Raw genomic sequence first — 15,860 nt, 5'->3', positions numbered from 1 at the left:
TAATTAATGTGTGCGGCAGATGTGCGCTAGTCAGGTTTGTTGAAACTAAAAACAAATAATGGATATTTATCTTTTGTTGTTTTATCGTTTAGTGTTGTTTTTGTGATTTCTAACGTATCACCAATATTATATTTTCCATCCACTTTAGTGTAAGGAAATAAACACTGACCAATGTAGTAATTACGTCTTTCATCTTGTTGTAATTGACCTCTTAGAACGGTTTCAGTTATAGCTATTTCAACAATATTCTCTTTAGTCCACAAATTTGAATTAACCTCTGGATTAGAATTTTCGTCAATAAACTGTTTTAACCAAATCAAATAATCAAGTAATTGAAAAACTAAACTCTTAAATAAATAAGGTGATTTTATATTTGAAATATATTCATCCACATTTAGTTTTAATCCTTTTTTATCATGCTGACTGTCTTGGGTAATAAAAACTAGATTGTCAAAGAAATAGGCCATAAATGGATGCATAAAATCTTTAACTGCACTATATCCAGAATTATTTTTGTTATTACTCAAAAATTTAACTGTTGGATTTAACCCAGCTTTGTAGATTTCTTCTGGAATTATTCCCAATTCAAATAATTTATCAAAACTATTTTCAATAATTTTCCTTAATGGCAACAAATTATCCTTGGTTGGTTCAAAATCATTTGTTGACTTAATTTGTTTCAATAGATTGATTATTGGTTCATAGATTTTTGAGCCTAAATATTTTTCATTACCAATTTCAAATACTCGTTTGTATTCATTTCTTATTTGAAAATCTAACTGACCCTCAGCTGTAACTTTCAAACTATTAAACATGGCATCTTCATCATCAGAAATACCTTTACGGAACACTTTCGTAAAAGCTTGTTTAAAAGTTCGACTATCAAAAGCTTCGGCTTGACCTGTTAGAATATGAATATCAAATTTCTTTGGAAGTTGTAAAATACGCTCCTTTGCTCTATGAACATAATCTGTATCTTCTGTGTCTGGAATATCATCTTCTTTCTCAAAGAATTTTGCATCTAGTAAAACCCCATCATATAAAACAAGATTTTTTTCTAGTTCAGCCATTCCAGCTTCTAATGATTTAAAAGGCACTAATTTTAAATCATAATCTAATGCTAGTCGCTTAAATGCAGGCATGACTTCATGTTCATCATCTACCCAAAGAATATGATATACTTTATTGCTCATTTACACTATTTTTTATAGGGAATAAAAATTTAAAAACTACTGGATATAATGGATTTGTATTTAAGTCAATAGTCCAATCCTCATTTTCAAAATATGCGGCTATTCTATTAATATCGTAACCACCAATACCTTTTCCTTTATTAGTGTTATTCGTGCTAAATTTCGAAATAAACTTCTCCTTACTATATTTTTTAGGGAAAGGCCTACCATTATTTTTTATAGAAACCTCTAATTGATTACCAATTAAAGCTAATTCAATGACTACTTCATTTGTTTCTTCGAAACTATCGAAAGCGTATTTATTTGCGTTTGTAAAAATATTATCAAAAAGGATTTTCAACAATGTTAAATTACACTCAAAATATTTCTCAATAGTATCAACTTCGCTTAAAGGTTTGGGTCTAATTTTAAAATTAAAACCATTATCTGATAGCCCATTTATAAATTTATTAATTTCAAATAAAGAAATTAGTTCTTTCTTATAATCATTAACTAACAGACCATTTTCTCCTTTTTCAAGAATGGTACTTATTTGATTAATATCATTTTTAAATTGATTAAAAACTTCTTGCAATTCAATACCATAATGCTCAAAAAACTTGGCACTAACTACTTTAAATTCATTTGAATTGTCATTCTCAAAAAACCTAATTAAAGTTTTTGAATTTGATAAAATATTTTGCCTTGGTGCTCCTAATGAATGCTTTAACGAAGCAAATTCGTCAAATTGATATTTTTTAAAACCACTCTTTAGATTGTCTCTTTGTTGCTCTAAATCATATAGTTTAGAGGTCAATTCAATAAAATAATCTAATTGTTTTTGCTGTTCAAGCAGATTAGGTAAATCAAATTTTATGGATAAAATATCTGAAACTTTTAAAAATGGTATAACAGCACCTTTTCTAAATGAATTAGCTTGTTCTACAACATAATCTTTGTAGAATTCCATTACAACAAAAATTGGTAATGCAATTTTCTTATCTACTCTTAATGCTAAAATATCATCATTAATATAAATAGATTCGCCACTAAATTCAAAAAAAGTAGGTTTCAAAGTTCTACCAATTTTAGAAATCAATATACAGTTCTCTTCAATTTTACTTACTTGTCTGATAAATGGAATTTCTTCAACTTTATCAACATCTAAATAAAAATTATGGTTGTCATCCTTTAGGTCTTTAATTTTAACCCACTTACCATTTTCACCCGAATTGAATCTTTGTCCCCTTATTCTAGTTACAAATTCATTTAATTTAACACCATCAAAATTTTCTAAAAAATATCTTTGACAATCTAAAACTCTATCCTGAGATTTAACCTCTTCAATAGAAATTTTCCTTAAAAAACTACTTTCTTTTCCTTTTGAAATAGTTTCAACAAAATCTAAATCTTTAAGAATTTTAGATCTATTCACACCATTAATTACAAAATCATCAGCAATAATGAAATTAATAAATCCCTTATTTTTTTTAGATTTGTTAATCACTAAAACAGAAGTTTTGATAGCAGTATGATGCAAAATTCCATTTGGAAATGAAATAACCGATTCTATTAAATCTTGATCAATTAAATGGTATCTCAAATTTGCAATTTGTCCACTAGAAAACAGGAAGCTTTCTGGAACTAAAATAACCAGTTTACCATCATTCTTTAAATCATCTAACCCTTTTTCGATAGCAAAATTTTCAAAGTTTCTGATTGTTCCCCATTTTCCTGAAACACCAAAAGGTAATCTCATTCCAAAAGGTGGTGATGCAATTATTAAATCATACTTTAAGCTGTTTGGATTCCATTGTTTAATAGAATCTCCTAAAATCAATGATTTGGAATGAAATGAATTTGTGGCTAATAATCTTAACACCCCTACAACCCAGGTTGTTTGATTAATTTCTTGACCTATGTAATTACTGTTTTCAGGAGCTAAAACTCCGAAAGAAGTTGCTCCAGCAAAAGGATTATAAATACTTCCTTTATGTTTAAGATTAGCAATATTTATCATAAATCTACTTAACTCAATAGGTAAAATAAATTCGCCAGAAAATTTACCAAGAGATTGTAAGAACTTATATAAAATATAATCAAATATTTCTAAGAAATTGTCATCCAATATTTTAGAATCTATAGAATCAATAACGAAATATAATTGTATGAGTTTTTCGTTTGGTAAGCGATAGATCAAAGAATCATAAACTCCATAAACATCAATAATATTTGAAGCATTAACATTGTCATAGTCACTTAAAAAATCTAGAAGAGCAACTTGGTTTTCCATAGAATTTGAAAAAAACTCTGATTTAAAACCCATTCTCTTAATAGTTAATAAAAATAATACCAAATGAAAATCATCAGAACTAATCTCACCTCTTAAAATATTAAAAGATGACCAAATTTTTTCTGAAATTTCATTTATCATTTTATTATCTACCATACCTAACTTATCTGACATAAACATTTGTTTTACTAATTGCTTTGCAAATGTATATTGTATTTGTGCACTATACGTGCATTAATAATTGTTCATCATTTTATAGATTCTATCCTCTACTTTTTCAACTAGAGTAATTGGCTTTAAAACTTGAATTTTTTCGCCAAAAGATAAAATCAATGTTTCTAATTCATAATTAGGAATTAATTTTAAGTGAACTTCAATATCATTATCTTTTTCTTTGATTTTTTGAGATCCATGTAATGGTTTTGTTGTTATGTAAGGAATTAATGTTTTATCCACTTTGAGAACAATATCGACAATATTTTCATTTGGAATTGTAACTCCAATAACGTCTTCAAAATATTCGCTAAAATTGATATCTGTTTCCATATATTCTTCACTGCCTGAAGCAATTTTTTCTATTCGATCTAATGCCAAATTAGTGATAGTCTCATAGCCATGCGATTTTCCAAATAAAAACCAGCGCATGTTATATTGCTTTAGATAATATGGATTGATTATAATAGTAGTTGAATTTTCAGTTTTGAAATTCTTATACTCAATATGTAATACTTTTTTATATAGGATTGCATTATAAATTTCTGGAATATATTCTAATCCTTTTAAGTACTCATTTTGTTCAAAACTGATTATAATATCGTTTTGTTGTTTTAAATTAAATGAAGATTCTAATCTTGCATTTATTTCATTAATCCAATTATATTGTGGTAAACCTTTGAATCTATCTAATGTTAATAAAGCTTCTCTAAGTTGATTAGCTTCCGTTTCATTTAATGGTTGATTTGAAATAGAGAAGTTAGAATTTTCATATTTGTAAAAAACTCTTCTACCATCTTTTACTTTTTTTAGTTCTATGCTCCAACCTTGATCACTTTCCATAAATCTAATATCATCGTAAAGCTGTCTTTTCTTCACTCCATCATCCATTCCTGAATATTCATAAATTGATTTATTGCATTCCGTTACAAGATCGTCAATAGCGTAATTTCTCCCTGAATTCCGGAAGCACCTATCTAAAGTTTGATATCTGATTATAGCATGTTTATTTGTAGACAAATCAATTTATTTTAAAAAAGACATATTCTTACAAACTTACAAAAAAGTAATCTATAGTTCTTTGTGGAAAACCGTAAACTGGTGAAAATAAGTGAAAAATAGTGAAAATAAATTTAGGGTGTAGGGTGTAAGGGAAAAACACAGAGTTTTATCCATTGTGTTAGTTTTATTTGTAATGATCTGTAGTAAAATTTAACAATAGCCTAAAACAGGAAAGAGACTCGTGAGGGTCTCTTTCTTTGAATTAATATATGTTTTATAAAAGATTATTTTCCTTTTAGTAATTTTTCCAAATACTCGACTTTATCTTTTTCAGTCTGAACTAAACGTTCGTATAACTCAACAACTTTATCTAGGGGATTAAAATTTGGTTGAATATTAATTGCATTAATTGTTGAACTATCATGACTAGTAAAAGTATTATTTATAACATTTAATACCGTTTCATCGCTATAGTTTTTAATTGCCTCAGCTGAAACGCCTAACACTTCAGCAATTGCTTGTAGTTTTTCTTCGTCAACAGTTTCACTTCCTTCAATATTAGAAACAGATTGTTGGCTTACACCAATAGCGTTAGCCAATGCTTCTTGTTTCATACCTCTAAGCTCTCTAATTCGGCTGATATTCCTGCCAATATGTTTTGGTTTTGTTGCTGTATTCATAACTCAAAGGTATTTAAAATTCTTTTAAAAAAAAGGCTATGGTAAAAAACAAGCCCGCTTTTGTGAGATACAATTCCCGTTAGTTCGGTACGGTACAATCTATTGCTTACTTGCTATGTATTTAAACAAAAATACAATTTTTCAAATAATTATTAACTAAAAATTTAAAATTATGAATGCAATTGAATTTTCACAGCAAAAAGAGTTGAAGGAAGTAATTACAGACCACATTAAAACATCTGCTATTTATTGTTTTGGCAGGCAGGAAACAATTTATAGTTCGAGCAGGAAAATTTATCCTGATAAAGAACTTCAAAAAGAACATAGTCATTTATACCTCTTAGTTTTTGTACAGGAGACCAAAGAAAATGCGGGCAGTGATATAAGTGATAAGATAAAAACAAAGACTCAGGGTTCTTTGACCGCTACTGTTCTTATACACCACGTACAGAGTCTTAAAGACCTTTGCCAAGACCAGCAGTTTTTCTTTTGGCAGATCATGCGGAACGCAGAGCTGTTATTTCAAGATATTAACAAGCCTCCTTATTTAAATATTAGCGAAACTCCAAAAAGAAATTTAAAATCCACATCGCATTATATAGCATGGAGGAAGAATAATATTGCTACAATCTGGGGCTGGGTGTATAATGATGATGATGCTTATAGTTCAGATGAAGTAAAAATGTCCGCTCTTCATCAAATAGTGGAGCAAATCTGTTTGTCTTTGATCCGTGTCTTTATAGGTTACACTCCTAATCATTTTGCACTGGAGTATTTATTTAATCTCTGCGAATACTTTACTACCATAACTGCAGATTTTTTCCCCCGACAAACCCGTGAAGACAAATCCATATTCAAACTTCTTAAGCAACAGCCCAACACATTGCGTTTTAGTAAGGCTAACGAAGTTGATTATTTATATTATCAGATAGTGGAAGAAAGGTGCAAAAAATTCAAAGAGCAAGCGGAAATTTTGATACAAAATGAAATTAACCGACAAAATGAATTGGAAAATGAACCCGAGAAAACCGATAAAGAACCTGTATAAATTATGAAAAAGAATAAAATATCCTTTGAATCTATTTTTTGGGCAGGCCATGAGATTAAAAGTTCTTCTCAAGTGCTGGAGGCTTTTTTTGACTTTGCCCATCTTGATTGCTATAAAGAGATACTGTGCGAAGCATTTTTATATGTCCATAAAAAGAAAGTGTATAAAAAAGATTATCCCGGACAGGTAATTGTTTTCTATACTGCTCTGCGCTCTTTTCTTAAAGTTTGTTTTCTCCTGCAGTACAAAAATAAAAAATGGAAAGTCAAGAAACCATCTGACTGTAAGTCAAAACTTCATCTGGCATCCTTGACAATGGAAGAGTATGAGAATCCTTTCCTTGTATTTAAAAAAGCATTTGCCGAGAAAACCATTGATGAATTCGAATTCTTCCTATTTGAAGTTATACACCTGTCACTGTCTCGATGCACCGAAGAATTTGATTATGACTTGATCACACCCTACATCTATTTAATCAAAATGCTGGATGCAAGTCAGCTTATGCGTGAAAGAGGGATTGAAAAGATCAAAAATAATGTACAGTCTTAAAGATAACATTTCCAGTAACGGAATATAATATCTGCACATTCTCAACTGTAAAAACTATAATTTTTTTAATATGAAAAATAATAAAAACGTTAAGAAAGAAAAAAACTTGTAAAATCAACAGAACAGGCAAAGAAAGTATTGAATATGCTTTTGCAGAATTCAAAAAAGAATCTCGAAAGCGGGATTTCAGAACTTCTCGATAAATTAAAAAATCCCAAGCTCGATTTGCTACTTGACAGATATCCTGACCTTTTGCAGGAATACGATTTGGAAGAATTGCTTTCAGGTGATCTTGAAATCATTGATGCGGAGACACAGGACGTCAAGACAGCAGGATTGCTGTCTTGCCTGCAATTACTGCTACATTTTTGTTATGAACTAAAAGAAAATCCAAATCCAGCTGATAAGCGGTTTGATAGTCTCAGGTATATTTTAAAATCTATTACCTGCTCCCAGTTTGTACATGAACTGCTCTATGTTGTTATATCGCTGGTTGGAACAGACTACTACCAAAAGTTTCAGCAGAGAATACAAAATTTAAATTTTGATTCAGAAAGCGCAATAGAACTGCAAAACGATCCTGAACTGAATGAGCATATTGATCTGATGACATGGTTTGCGTTAGTGAGGCTATTTTTAGAATCGGTTTATACTTATTTCAATAGTCCTGATAAAAACTTCAAAAACACGACTTGATGAAAACTTCAAACAGTCCGCTAGATAAATTATTAATCGATTTAAAATAAAGATTATGGAAAAAGATAAAATCAAATTAAACGAGTTCATAGAGAACCCAGAGCATTATTTTGTACTGCTAAAACCAGCATTAGAAACAAGAAATGATATACACATTATCGAAATAAATGTGGAAGGATATAGAGACCTGTTTTGTATGATAATGGATTTACTTAAAACAGCAAAATTTGCTTTAGACGGAATTGAAGTCAATATTGAAAATACAAAAAATACTGAAAGATATGTTGGAAGTCTTTTAAGAATAATAGAAATGCTGATCCCATTGGAAGAAGCGGAATTACTGGACATACTTTATGGAAAACATTTAAATGAAAAAAATAAGAGTGATTCCAATTAACCTGTTTCCAATTGTAAATTTAATAAAACGGCGACTTTGGAGACGTTTTCCAGCCCCCTGCAGGGGCAAGTGGTTTTGAGATGCTGAATTCATTTCAAGCATCTCAAAACACAACTTGCTGTTTTCTTTCGAAAACATTATTACCGATGGTTTTAATTGAAAGGGCTTGAGGCCCTTTTTTTTGTTTTGGAGTTATTTAGGAATGTTATGTACTGTGATTCGTTTGATCAAAATCAGCCTTGATATAGCTGTTTAGAAACACGATAGTATTGGCAGTCCAGGCTTTATGCGTTTAAGTTCATAAATTCTAGAGAAATTTAACTGCAATTCTCTGCCGAATTGGAAATATACAGATGCGTACATTAAAATTTAAATACATCTTCTCATGACTATTTGCGTATAAATGCAATTCTGTACGGACGGGCAGATTTAAAGAAGTACTTAATCCTATAAGTAAATGCGCTTGTATAGCTGTATGTATGTACGTTTTTACAATTTTATTCTTTTATATATGTATGCTTTTACGCATAGTCATGGATGCTCCCTTATGTAAATAAATAGACTTTCAAATACACACATATATCCATATCTAAAAACATAAATATATTTTCAAAAGAAAACAGAAAAACCGAAAAAAAGAAAAAGAAAGCAATTTTAAAGGACGGGATGCAGACAGACTAAAAGGAATCGGAATAAGTCCCGAAGGGTGGTTTGTGAGGAACGAGCAAAACATTATGCCGAAGTCTTTTGGACAGGCTGATCCATCACGTCCTACCTTGGTTTTCTTTTTATTATTTCTTTGTATAAAATATAAAGTCCAACCCGTCCAAAGTCTGACATATTCAGCCGATCGAAGCCTTAAAGTGCCAGAAAGAAGAATGTAAAAGTCTGTTAATTACCTTTTGCCTTAAAATCAAAATCATGAAAAAAGATAAGCACAAAAATCAAGAGCAGAAAAAAAAGAATAAGAAAAATATTCCATTTATGCAGGTAGACAGGGGTGGAAACATCTTTACAAATTTCTTCTCTAATTTTCTCAAACAATTTAAAAATCCAACAAAAACAGGGCTAAGCAAACTGTTAGATAAGCTATTGGTTATTAAAATTAAGGAAAGTGAAAAGAAGCCAGCAGAGAAGCCTGAAAAGCCTTTGGATATAATGGGGTCTGTAAAAACGGTTTTTCGTTATGTAAACAATAATAGCACGGACAATTTAACTCCAAGCGAAAAAGAATCATTGAGACAGCGTACAAACCAGCCACTTAATATTGACATTAAGACCCAGCAGAGTAAAGACGAGGAAGTAAATCAACCAAGAAAAAGTCGTTTAGGAATTTAGGTATTCACTAAATCCAGTGATACGGTTTGTCCTTGCGGTTCAGGTAGCAGTACATCTCTTCTTTTTTGAGTTCGGGAAAGAATTTAAGGGCATCTTCAATGGCATAGTTGGGCAGAAAGTAAATCTCATCACGGACAGCCGTAATCACTTTTTCACGACCATAAAAACGGACAATTTCGTCAATTTGATCCTGACCTCCACGCTCTATAATACGAGCAATTACCATTTTATATCCCCCATCCCAATCAATCTTATCAAATATGAATTCCCAAAAGAATTTGGGATGAAGATTGGGGATTTCTTTGTGTTTTTTTGTCTTTTTCATACTTTAAATTTAATGATTTTCAGTGACTTATGCAACGTTTGCCTGTGGAAATCGTCCTTTTCTTTAAGAAATAAGAAGCCGATTGCTTCCAAATGCTTCCACATTTGAGCGTCAATGCTGATAATAAAATATATTGGTTTTTAAATAATGCCAGCAATAAAAGTCATGGAAAACAATGGTAAAACCAACCCGCACAAAGGAGGCAGGAATCCCAAAGATGATCCCGCCGTCCACCGCTATTCGATCAGTCTTACCGCTCAGGAAAACGCCCGTTTTCTGACTCTTTTTGAAACATCGGGTATGAATATAAAGGCGCACTTTATTACAGCGTGTGTTTTTCAAAAAGGCATAAAAACAGTCAAGATTGATAAAGCAACAATGGATTATTATATGCGCCTGACCTCTTTTTACAGCCAGTTTAGGGCTATCGGGGTTAATTATAATCAGGTGGTAAAGATTTTATATCAAAAATTTTCCGAAAAGAAAGCTTTGGCATATCTGTACAAACTGGAAAAAAAAACCGCAGAATTTGCCGTTTTATCCCAAAAAATCATATCACTTACTGAGGAATTTGAAGAAAAGCACCTGAAGAAATAGGAATTGCCAATGTTTTATATTTTCTAACAATGCCAAATAAAGTCATTATATTCCTTTGAAAACAATAAAAAGCTGAGATATACTTTTACTTTTTAAATTCGCTTTACTACTGTAATGAGATTGGTGTCTTAATTACATCAATGCTATTTGGCATTAGTGTAGAAATTCTTTGTATGCCCTGACAAGGAATACAAATAAACGATATAGTTCATATTTAAAGAATGATGACTAAATTTTAGAAGCAATGAAAAGGGGTAAGCAAATAGAGTTCTTTAATGTTATATTGAAATATGATGAAAGGTTACGATTATTAGAAAATCTAGTCAGCGAAACTGACATGGACAACAAAGTGCAATCTGTTTTTTCAAAAGAAAAATGTAAATCCTGTTACAGTAAAATTGACTTTGCCCAGCTCTTTTATATCTTAATGGATGAAGGTCTATTGTTTTTTGATAATGCAGATGAAAAAAATAATAGAAGTAAGTTTCAGCTTTTCCTCGAAAATAATTTCACATATGCCGGCGATGATGGGGGACAGTCGAAAATTAAGTCGATCAGCAGACAGTTCTCCGAATGTAAAGGTTATACGTATAAAGGGAAGCAGATTACATTTTTAGAAGAACTCATTACAAAAATGCAGGAAAGAAAAAGAAGACTTCAAAGCTGGTAAGAGCTTGTAAAATAGTTTAGTGTCAAAATTTAAATCTTTAGTTATGACAAAAAAAGAAAGAAAACTCTCTTTTGTAATGAGAGTAAAACAATTAATAGAGCCTGTACTGTTGAGGCTGGAAACAATTGATTCAAAAATCAGCGGACAGGGTAAAGGCGTGATACCTGTATATTATAGAAATGAAGATTTAAAAAAGATATTTGGATTGTCTAGCAATACTATTATAAAATACAGGCAGACAGGAATACTCCCATTTACTAAACTGGGGGATATATTTCTGTACGATGCAGCAAAAATAGATAAAATTCTTGACGAAAATAATGGCTAACAAAAGTGTATTCAGTCACAACAATGTCAAAGTAAAGGCTCCAAATTTGGAGCCTTTTTTTTTAACGAATTTCACTTGTACTTTAGTTTCAGTTTCTCCATATCTTCCATTATATTAACATCTAAAACTTTAGCATAGTGCTGTGTCTGCTTAATATTTGTATGACCCATCATTGCTGAGACATGTTCCAGACGAACGCCATTTCCTAGAGTGACAGTAGTAGCAAAGGTATGTCTTGAAACATACCAAGTCAGATGCTTATTGATCTCGCATATATCCGCAATCTCCTTTAAGTAAGCATTCATCTTTTGATTTGAAATCTGCGGAAGCAGCCCTATCTGTTTATTTTTATATTTTTTGATCACAGCCATGGCAGGAGGAAGCACAGGTACATTTTCCCTAATCGCAGTTTTTGTCCTGTTTGTCATTATCCAAAGGTTACCGTCATTGTCTTCGAAGAGATTTGCAGGGGTCAGGTTCAAAGCATCCACCGGTGCGTATCCTGTGTAGCAGCAAAAAAGAAATATGTCCCTGACTTTCTGTAGGCGCTCCATAAAGATTGGCTTTTCTTCAATAAGTTTAAGTTCATGTTGGGTTAGAAATACCGCGTCCTTTACGCTTAATTTTCCGTCGTAGGCATCAAAGGGATTGCGGGCAAACAAATCCATCCGTATGCAATAGTTGCAGGCTGTTTTGTACATTTTCATATATTTAACCACAGAGTTGTTTTTTATTCCGACCTGCCCCTTAAATGAACTCTCGTACTTTAAGTATTCTTCAAGATTATAAACGAACGAATTTGAAATTTCGCTGACCGGCATATCTTCTACAGTATAATGTTTTTTCATAAATGCGGTCAAAAGCTCACCACTTCGTTTGTACTTCTGAAGTGATGCAGCTGACCTTTCACCTGCGTCCACTTTTCTTTTGAAAAATTTGTTATGCCGTTGCATAGCTTCATTGATTGTTGTTTTACTTGTTAGGATTTTAGATTTTCCGGTAAGTTCGGCTTTAAGCATTTCTAAAGATACCTCGGGATCAATGTTGAAAAGGTGGTTAAATTTTTTCTCGACATTAAGGCGGTATAATTCAAGATAATTTTTAAGGATCTTTTCTTTTTCGAGTCGCAGCAGATTCCTGAGGTTATTGGTGTAAATCCATCTTTCTTTGGAAATAGTTTTTCCTGTGCTGAGAGAAACTCTGTTGGTTTTGTAGGTAATGCGCGCAAATATGGAGCATTCTCCGTTTTTATCTGCTTTTTCGGATTTAAGGTAAAAAATTACTTTTAACATGTTTTCTAGTTTTTAAATTAATACTCAAATTGATTTAAAAATTTCGAAGGACACCTTTGTTTACAGGGAATTCCCGGGGAATTCTTTCAATTTAGTACACTTTTTTTTGACGCAAAAATCAAAAAAATAAAAGTGTACTAAAAAGTGTACCACGCTTTGCTCTAATATGTGTTTTTTGACATATTGTAAAAAAGAAAAAACCCTTTAAATACTAGTATTTAAAGGGTTTTGATTTTTAAAGTTTCTTTTGAAACTTCTACTGGCGGAGAAAGAGGGATTCGAACCCCCGGACCTGTTACAGTCAACAGTTTTCAAGACTGCCGCATTCGACCGCTCTGCCATTTCTCCAGTATGTCGCTTTCATTACCTGATTGCGAGTGCAAATATAAGAACCTTTTTTGGTTATGCAAATGTATTTTTATAAAATTTACATCTATTTTACAAGTAACTTTTTAATTGTTTCATTTGCTTTGTTTTAGAATAGAAATATTTTTAAAAAAAGTTTTTACAATAACGGTATGATTTATAAATAGTGATTAATAATTGACTTCGACCCCTTATACAATTGCTCATTCAGAATAAAAAGGATCAAAAAAAATCCTTCGAAATTATTTCCGAAGGATTCTACTATTCACTTTTAGCGATTCGCAATTCACAATTCACTAAAAATCTAATACTTCACATATTCTTTAATTTCCAAGCCATATCCTATCATACCAACGCGTTTGGTTTGTTCGGTATTAGACAATAATCGAATTTTGGAAATGTCTATATCGTGCAATATTTGGGCACCAATACCAAAATCTTTATTATCCATCTTGATTTGTGGCGCTTTGAATTCACCTTTCGCCTGTAATTCTTTCAATTCAACAATGCGATTCAATAAATCTATTGATTGCAATTCTTGATTAATAAACAATACTGCCCCCTTGCCTTCTGCATTGATTATTTGAAACATATCATCCAACTTTTTATGGGCATCATTGGTCAATGTACCTAAAATATCATTGTTCACCGAAGTGGAGTTGATACGGGTTAGAATTGGTTCACCAATATTCCAAGTTCCCTTGGTCAAGGCAATATGTATTTGCTTGTTGGTTGTTTGCTGATACGCTCTAAGTCTAAAAGTACCAAAACGGGTTTCGATATCAAAATCTTCTTTCTTGACAATCAAACTGTCGTGTTGCATTCTATAGGCAACCAATGCTTCAATTGAGACTAATTTTAAGTCAAATTTCTTGGCCACTTTTACCAATTGTGGTAATCGCGCCATAGAACCGTCTTCATTCATGATCTCGACAATTACTCCGGCCGATTTAAACCCTGCCAAACGTGCAAAATCAATGGCAGCTTCGGTATGTCCCGTTCTTCTCAAAACGCCTCCTTGCTTGGCTATCAACGGAAATATATGTCCAGGACGCGCCAAATCATGTGGTTTTGTATTTGAATCAACTAACGAAAGTATTGTTTTGGCTCTATCAGAAGCGGATATTCCTGTGGTTACTCCATTACCCCTTAAATCTACCGAAACCGTAAAAGCAGTTTCCATAGGATCGGTATTGTTAGTTACCATCACATGCAATCCAAGTTCTTTACAACGGCTTTCCGTTAATGGTGCGCAAATCAAACCGCGGCCATGCGTAGCCATAAAGTTAATCATTTCGGGCGTTACTTTTTCGGCAGCGGCCAGAAAATCACCTTCATTTTCACGGTCTTCATCATCAACCACAATAATTACTTTGCCTTGACGAATATCTTCAATAGCTTCTTCTATTGTGTTGAGTTGTATTTTTGTGGTAGACATCTTATTCTTTATTTTGAGATGGAATTATTTTTTGAAACAACTTTTGAAATACTTTTTGTACAGGTGCCAATAGTACATCCATATTGATTAAACCAATATCATTGGTGGCACGATAAGTCAATAAAACGGCCAACGGCGTCAGGATCATAGACGACATCCAAGCCCCAAAGAAAGGCGGCAAACCGTCTTCCTGAGAAATCCTCTTCCCAAAAGTATTGATAAAATGGAAGGATATAAAAATTAAAACGGCGAATACGATAGGCAAACCAAGACCTCCTTTTCGTATAATGGCTCCCAACGGAGCTCCAATAAAGAACATCAGGAAACAAGCATAAACGATAACAAATTTATCATAAAGTGCCAAAATATGACTGTTTATGTTTTTCTTTTTATTGTCCAGTTCGCTTCTGGTAGCGTCAATAGTATACAATGTGCTTTGCGCATTACTGCTGGCAGCTTTTAAAATTTCAACTTTTTGTTTGTTATCGTAGATTGACAACAAATTTTTAACCAGAGCCTTTTTCTTTGCAACTTGAGGAGCATTATTATTGGTTAGGGTACCTATTCTTGCTCCGCTGTTTTCAGAAAATGAAACAATTTCGGTGTTCCTGTTCTTAGTCAAGGAATCCAAAGTGTACTTCAAATCACCCACCGTCAACATAGTACTGGTATTGGATACGCTCTCATCTTTTGTATCCACTTTATTCAATTGGGACAGATCAATATTGATGCGGTATTTCTTAAAGGAACTTTTGGCAAAAGGCAATTTATCTCGATCCTCGTATTTTTTAGGCACAATATCCTGATAATAATTTCCGTCATTCAAAACCAACTGTAAAATACTTGTTTTATCACTGCTGATTAATTCTCCGTCCGTGGCGCGAATCACCGTTTTGCTGCCGTCACCATTTACGGATTTTTGATGAATGGTAATTCCGGTAAGGTGATTTCCATTTTCTCCCGACTTTTTATTCACTTTAATATTATACGTGCCAACGTCGCTAAATTGTCCTTCGGTAATGGCAAGAGCCGGTTTGGCTTGGGCAATATTTTTTCTAAAATTGACAAATCTAAATTCGGCATACGGAATAACATTATTGGCAAATAAAAAAGCGACTATACTCAATATCGCTATAGCAATAGTCAAGCTTCGCATCGCTCTTTGCAACGAAATCCCTGAAGATTTCATAGCCGCAAATTCATAATGTTCAGATAGGTTTCCAAAAGACATTATCGAAGCCAATAAAATAGATAACGGTAAAACCAAAGGCACGATTCGAGGCATGGAGAACGCCAAAAATTTAATAACCATTACGAAATCCAAATCTTTACCGGCCAATTCGGCAATAAACAACCAGACGGTTTGCAGTATGAACACAAAAAAAAGGATAACAAATACCGTAGCAAATGTACCCAGAAATGTTTTTAATAAGTATCTGTCTAGAATCTTCACCTA

The 15,860-nt window shown here is 32.3% G+C and carries 16 protein-coding genes and 1 tRNA gene; 8 read left to right on the top strand and 9 right to left on the bottom strand.

Going from position 1 to position 15,860, the window contains the following annotated elements:
• Positions 1-26: 26 nt before the first annotated feature.
• From HQN62_RS09330 to HQN62_RS09315, 4 genes are all read right to left on the bottom strand, one after another.
• On the bottom strand, positions 27-1,193 hold the full coding sequence (locus HQN62_RS09330) for a hypothetical protein (RefSeq protein WP_173504145.1): 1,167 nt from the start codon (positions 1,191-1,193) through the stop codon (positions 27-29).
• A complete protein-coding gene (locus HQN62_RS09325) occupies positions 1,183-3,639 on the bottom strand; it encodes an N-6 DNA methylase (protein ID WP_173504144.1) in 2,457 nt (818 codons plus the stop codon). Before HQN62_RS09325 ends, HQN62_RS09330 begins: the two co-directional genes overlap by 11 nt.
• 60 nt (positions 3,640-3,699) lie before the next feature.
• A complete protein-coding gene (locus HQN62_RS09320; protein WP_173504143.1) occupies positions 3,700-4,698 on the bottom strand; it encodes a helix-turn-helix transcriptional regulator in 999 nt (332 codons plus the stop codon).
• Between the two features lie 266 nt (positions 4,699-4,964).
• A complete protein-coding gene (locus HQN62_RS09315) occupies positions 4,965-5,360 on the bottom strand; it encodes a helix-turn-helix domain-containing protein (protein ID WP_173504142.1) in 396 nt (131 codons plus the stop codon).
• A gap of 172 nt (positions 5,361-5,532) precedes the next feature.
• On the opposite strand from HQN62_RS09315, the gene HQN62_RS09310 reads away from it, so the two are divergent.
• From HQN62_RS09310 to HQN62_RS09290, 5 genes are all read left to right on the top strand, one after another.
• Positions 5,533-6,408, top strand: a complete 876-nt coding sequence (locus HQN62_RS09310; protein ID WP_173504141.1) for a hypothetical protein — start codon at positions 5,533-5,535, stop codon at positions 6,406-6,408.
• A 3-nt stretch (positions 6,409-6,411) separates the two neighbouring features.
• Positions 6,412-6,957 carry a hypothetical protein gene (locus HQN62_RS09305; protein WP_173504140.1) on the top strand — a complete coding sequence of 182 codons (546 nt, stop codon included), beginning with the start codon at positions 6,412-6,414 and terminating at the stop codon, positions 6,955-6,957.
• Positions 6,958-7,101: 144 nt separating this feature from the next.
• A complete protein-coding gene (locus tag HQN62_RS09300; protein WP_173504139.1) occupies positions 7,102-7,653 on the top strand; it encodes a hypothetical protein in 552 nt (183 codons plus the stop codon).
• Between the two features lie 55 nt (positions 7,654-7,708).
• On the top strand, positions 7,709-8,050 hold the full coding sequence (locus HQN62_RS09295) for a hypothetical protein (RefSeq protein ID WP_173504138.1): 342 nt from the start codon (positions 7,709-7,711) through the stop codon (positions 8,048-8,050).
• Positions 8,051-8,971: 921 nt separating this feature from the next.
• Positions 8,972-9,388 (top strand): hypothetical protein, encoded by a 417-nt coding sequence (locus HQN62_RS09290; RefSeq protein ID WP_173504137.1) that lies wholly within the window; start codon positions 8,972-8,974, stop codon positions 9,386-9,388.
• A gap of 7 nt (positions 9,389-9,395) precedes the next feature.
• On the opposite strand, the gene HQN62_RS09285 is transcribed toward HQN62_RS09290, so the two are convergent.
• Complete coding sequence (locus HQN62_RS09285; protein WP_173504136.1) at positions 9,396-9,713, bottom strand: DUF6922 domain-containing protein; 318 nt, start codon at positions 9,711-9,713, stop codon at positions 9,396-9,398.
• A 165-nt stretch (positions 9,714-9,878) separates the two neighbouring features.
• Here HQN62_RS09285 and mobA point away from each other — a divergent pair, with 165 nt between their 5' ends.
• The 3 genes from mobA to HQN62_RS09270 all read left to right on the top strand — a co-directional run bounded on the left by mobA (position 9,879) and on the right by HQN62_RS09270 (position 11,308).
• Complete coding sequence (gene mobA, locus HQN62_RS09280; RefSeq protein ID WP_173505548.1) at positions 9,879-10,310, top strand: conjugal transfer protein MobA; 432 nt, start codon at positions 9,879-9,881, stop codon at positions 10,308-10,310.
• A gap of 244 nt (positions 10,311-10,554) precedes the next feature.
• Positions 10,555-10,980: a hypothetical protein gene (locus HQN62_RS09275; RefSeq protein WP_173504135.1), complete on the top strand. Its 426-nt coding sequence runs from the start codon at positions 10,555-10,557 to the stop codon at positions 10,978-10,980.
• Positions 10,981-11,023: 43 nt separating this feature from the next.
• Positions 11,024-11,308, top strand: a complete 285-nt coding sequence (locus tag HQN62_RS09270) for a helix-turn-helix domain-containing protein (protein WP_173504134.1) — start codon at positions 11,024-11,026, stop codon at positions 11,306-11,308.
• Between the two features lie 71 nt (positions 11,309-11,379).
• On the opposite strand, the gene HQN62_RS09265 is transcribed toward HQN62_RS09270, so the two are convergent.
• From HQN62_RS09265 to HQN62_RS09250, 4 genes are all read right to left on the bottom strand, one after another.
• Complete coding sequence (locus HQN62_RS09265; RefSeq protein WP_173504133.1) at positions 11,380-12,600, bottom strand: site-specific integrase; 1,221 nt, start codon at positions 12,598-12,600, stop codon at positions 11,380-11,382.
• Between the two features lie 260 nt (positions 12,601-12,860).
• A tRNA-Ser gene (locus HQN62_RS09260) sits at positions 12,861-12,948 on the bottom strand.
• Positions 12,949-13,270: 322 nt separating this feature from the next.
• Complete coding sequence (ribB, locus tag HQN62_RS09255; protein ID WP_173504132.1) at positions 13,271-14,404, bottom strand: 3,4-dihydroxy-2-butanone-4-phosphate synthase; 1,134 nt, start codon at positions 14,402-14,404, stop codon at positions 13,271-13,273.
• A gap of 1 nt (position 14,405) precedes the next feature.
• Positions 14,406-15,857, bottom strand: a complete 1,452-nt coding sequence (locus tag HQN62_RS09250; protein ID WP_116795473.1) for an LptF/LptG family permease — start codon at positions 15,855-15,857, stop codon at positions 14,406-14,408.
• Positions 15,858-15,860: the final 3 nt, after the last annotated feature.

The organism is Flavobacterium sp. M31R6 (genome assembly GCF_013284035.1).
Taxonomy (GTDB): domain Bacteria; phylum Bacteroidota; class Bacteroidia; order Flavobacteriales; family Flavobacteriaceae; genus Flavobacterium.
The sequence above is the reverse complement of the archived record's forward strand: the minus strand, read 5'-3'. Positions and strand labels throughout refer to the sequence as shown.

What these genes read in the sequence shown, in the direction of transcription:
- HQN62_RS09330 (WP_173504145.1), bottom strand. Translation starts at nt 1,193, where the DNA reads ATGAGCAATAAAGTATATCATATTCTTTGGGTAGATGATGAACATGAA.
- HQN62_RS09325 (WP_173504144.1), bottom strand. Translation starts at nt 3,639, where the DNA reads ATGTCAGATAAGTTAGGTATGGTAGATAATAAAATGATAAATGAAATT.
- HQN62_RS09315 (WP_173504142.1), bottom strand. Translation starts at nt 5,360, where the DNA reads ATGAATACAGCAACAAAACCAAAACATATTGGCAGGAATATCAGCCGA.
- HQN62_RS09310 (WP_173504141.1), top strand. Translation starts at nt 5,533, where the DNA reads ATGAATGCAATTGAATTTTCACAGCAAAAAGAGTTGAAGGAAGTAATT.
- HQN62_RS09305 (WP_173504140.1), top strand. Translation starts at nt 6,412, where the DNA reads ATGAAAAAGAATAAAATATCCTTTGAATCTATTTTTTGGGCAGGCCAT.
- HQN62_RS09300 (WP_173504139.1), top strand. Translation starts at nt 7,102, where the DNA reads ATGCTTTTGCAGAATTCAAAAAAGAATCTCGAAAGCGGGATTTCAGAA.
- HQN62_RS09295 (WP_173504138.1), top strand. Translation starts at nt 7,709, where the DNA reads ATGGAAAAAGATAAAATCAAATTAAACGAGTTCATAGAGAACCCAGAG.
- HQN62_RS09290 (WP_173504137.1), top strand. Translation starts at nt 8,972, where the DNA reads ATGAAAAAAGATAAGCACAAAAATCAAGAGCAGAAAAAAAAGAATAAG.
- HQN62_RS09285 (WP_173504136.1), bottom strand. Translation starts at nt 9,713, where the DNA reads ATGAAAAAGACAAAAAAACACAAAGAAATCCCCAATCTTCATCCCAAA.
- mobA (WP_173505548.1), top strand. Translation starts at nt 9,879, where the DNA reads ATGGAAAACAATGGTAAAACCAACCCGCACAAAGGAGGCAGGAATCCC.
- HQN62_RS09275 (WP_173504135.1), top strand. Translation starts at nt 10,555, where the DNA reads ATGAAAAGGGGTAAGCAAATAGAGTTCTTTAATGTTATATTGAAATAT.
- HQN62_RS09270 (WP_173504134.1), top strand. Translation starts at nt 11,024, where the DNA reads ATGACAAAAAAAGAAAGAAAACTCTCTTTTGTAATGAGAGTAAAACAA.
- HQN62_RS09265 (WP_173504133.1), bottom strand. Translation starts at nt 12,600, where the DNA reads ATGTTAAAAGTAATTTTTTACCTTAAATCCGAAAAAGCAGATAAAAAC.
- ribB (WP_173504132.1), bottom strand. Translation starts at nt 14,404, where the DNA reads ATGTCTACCACAAAAATACAACTCAACACAATAGAAGAAGCTATTGAA.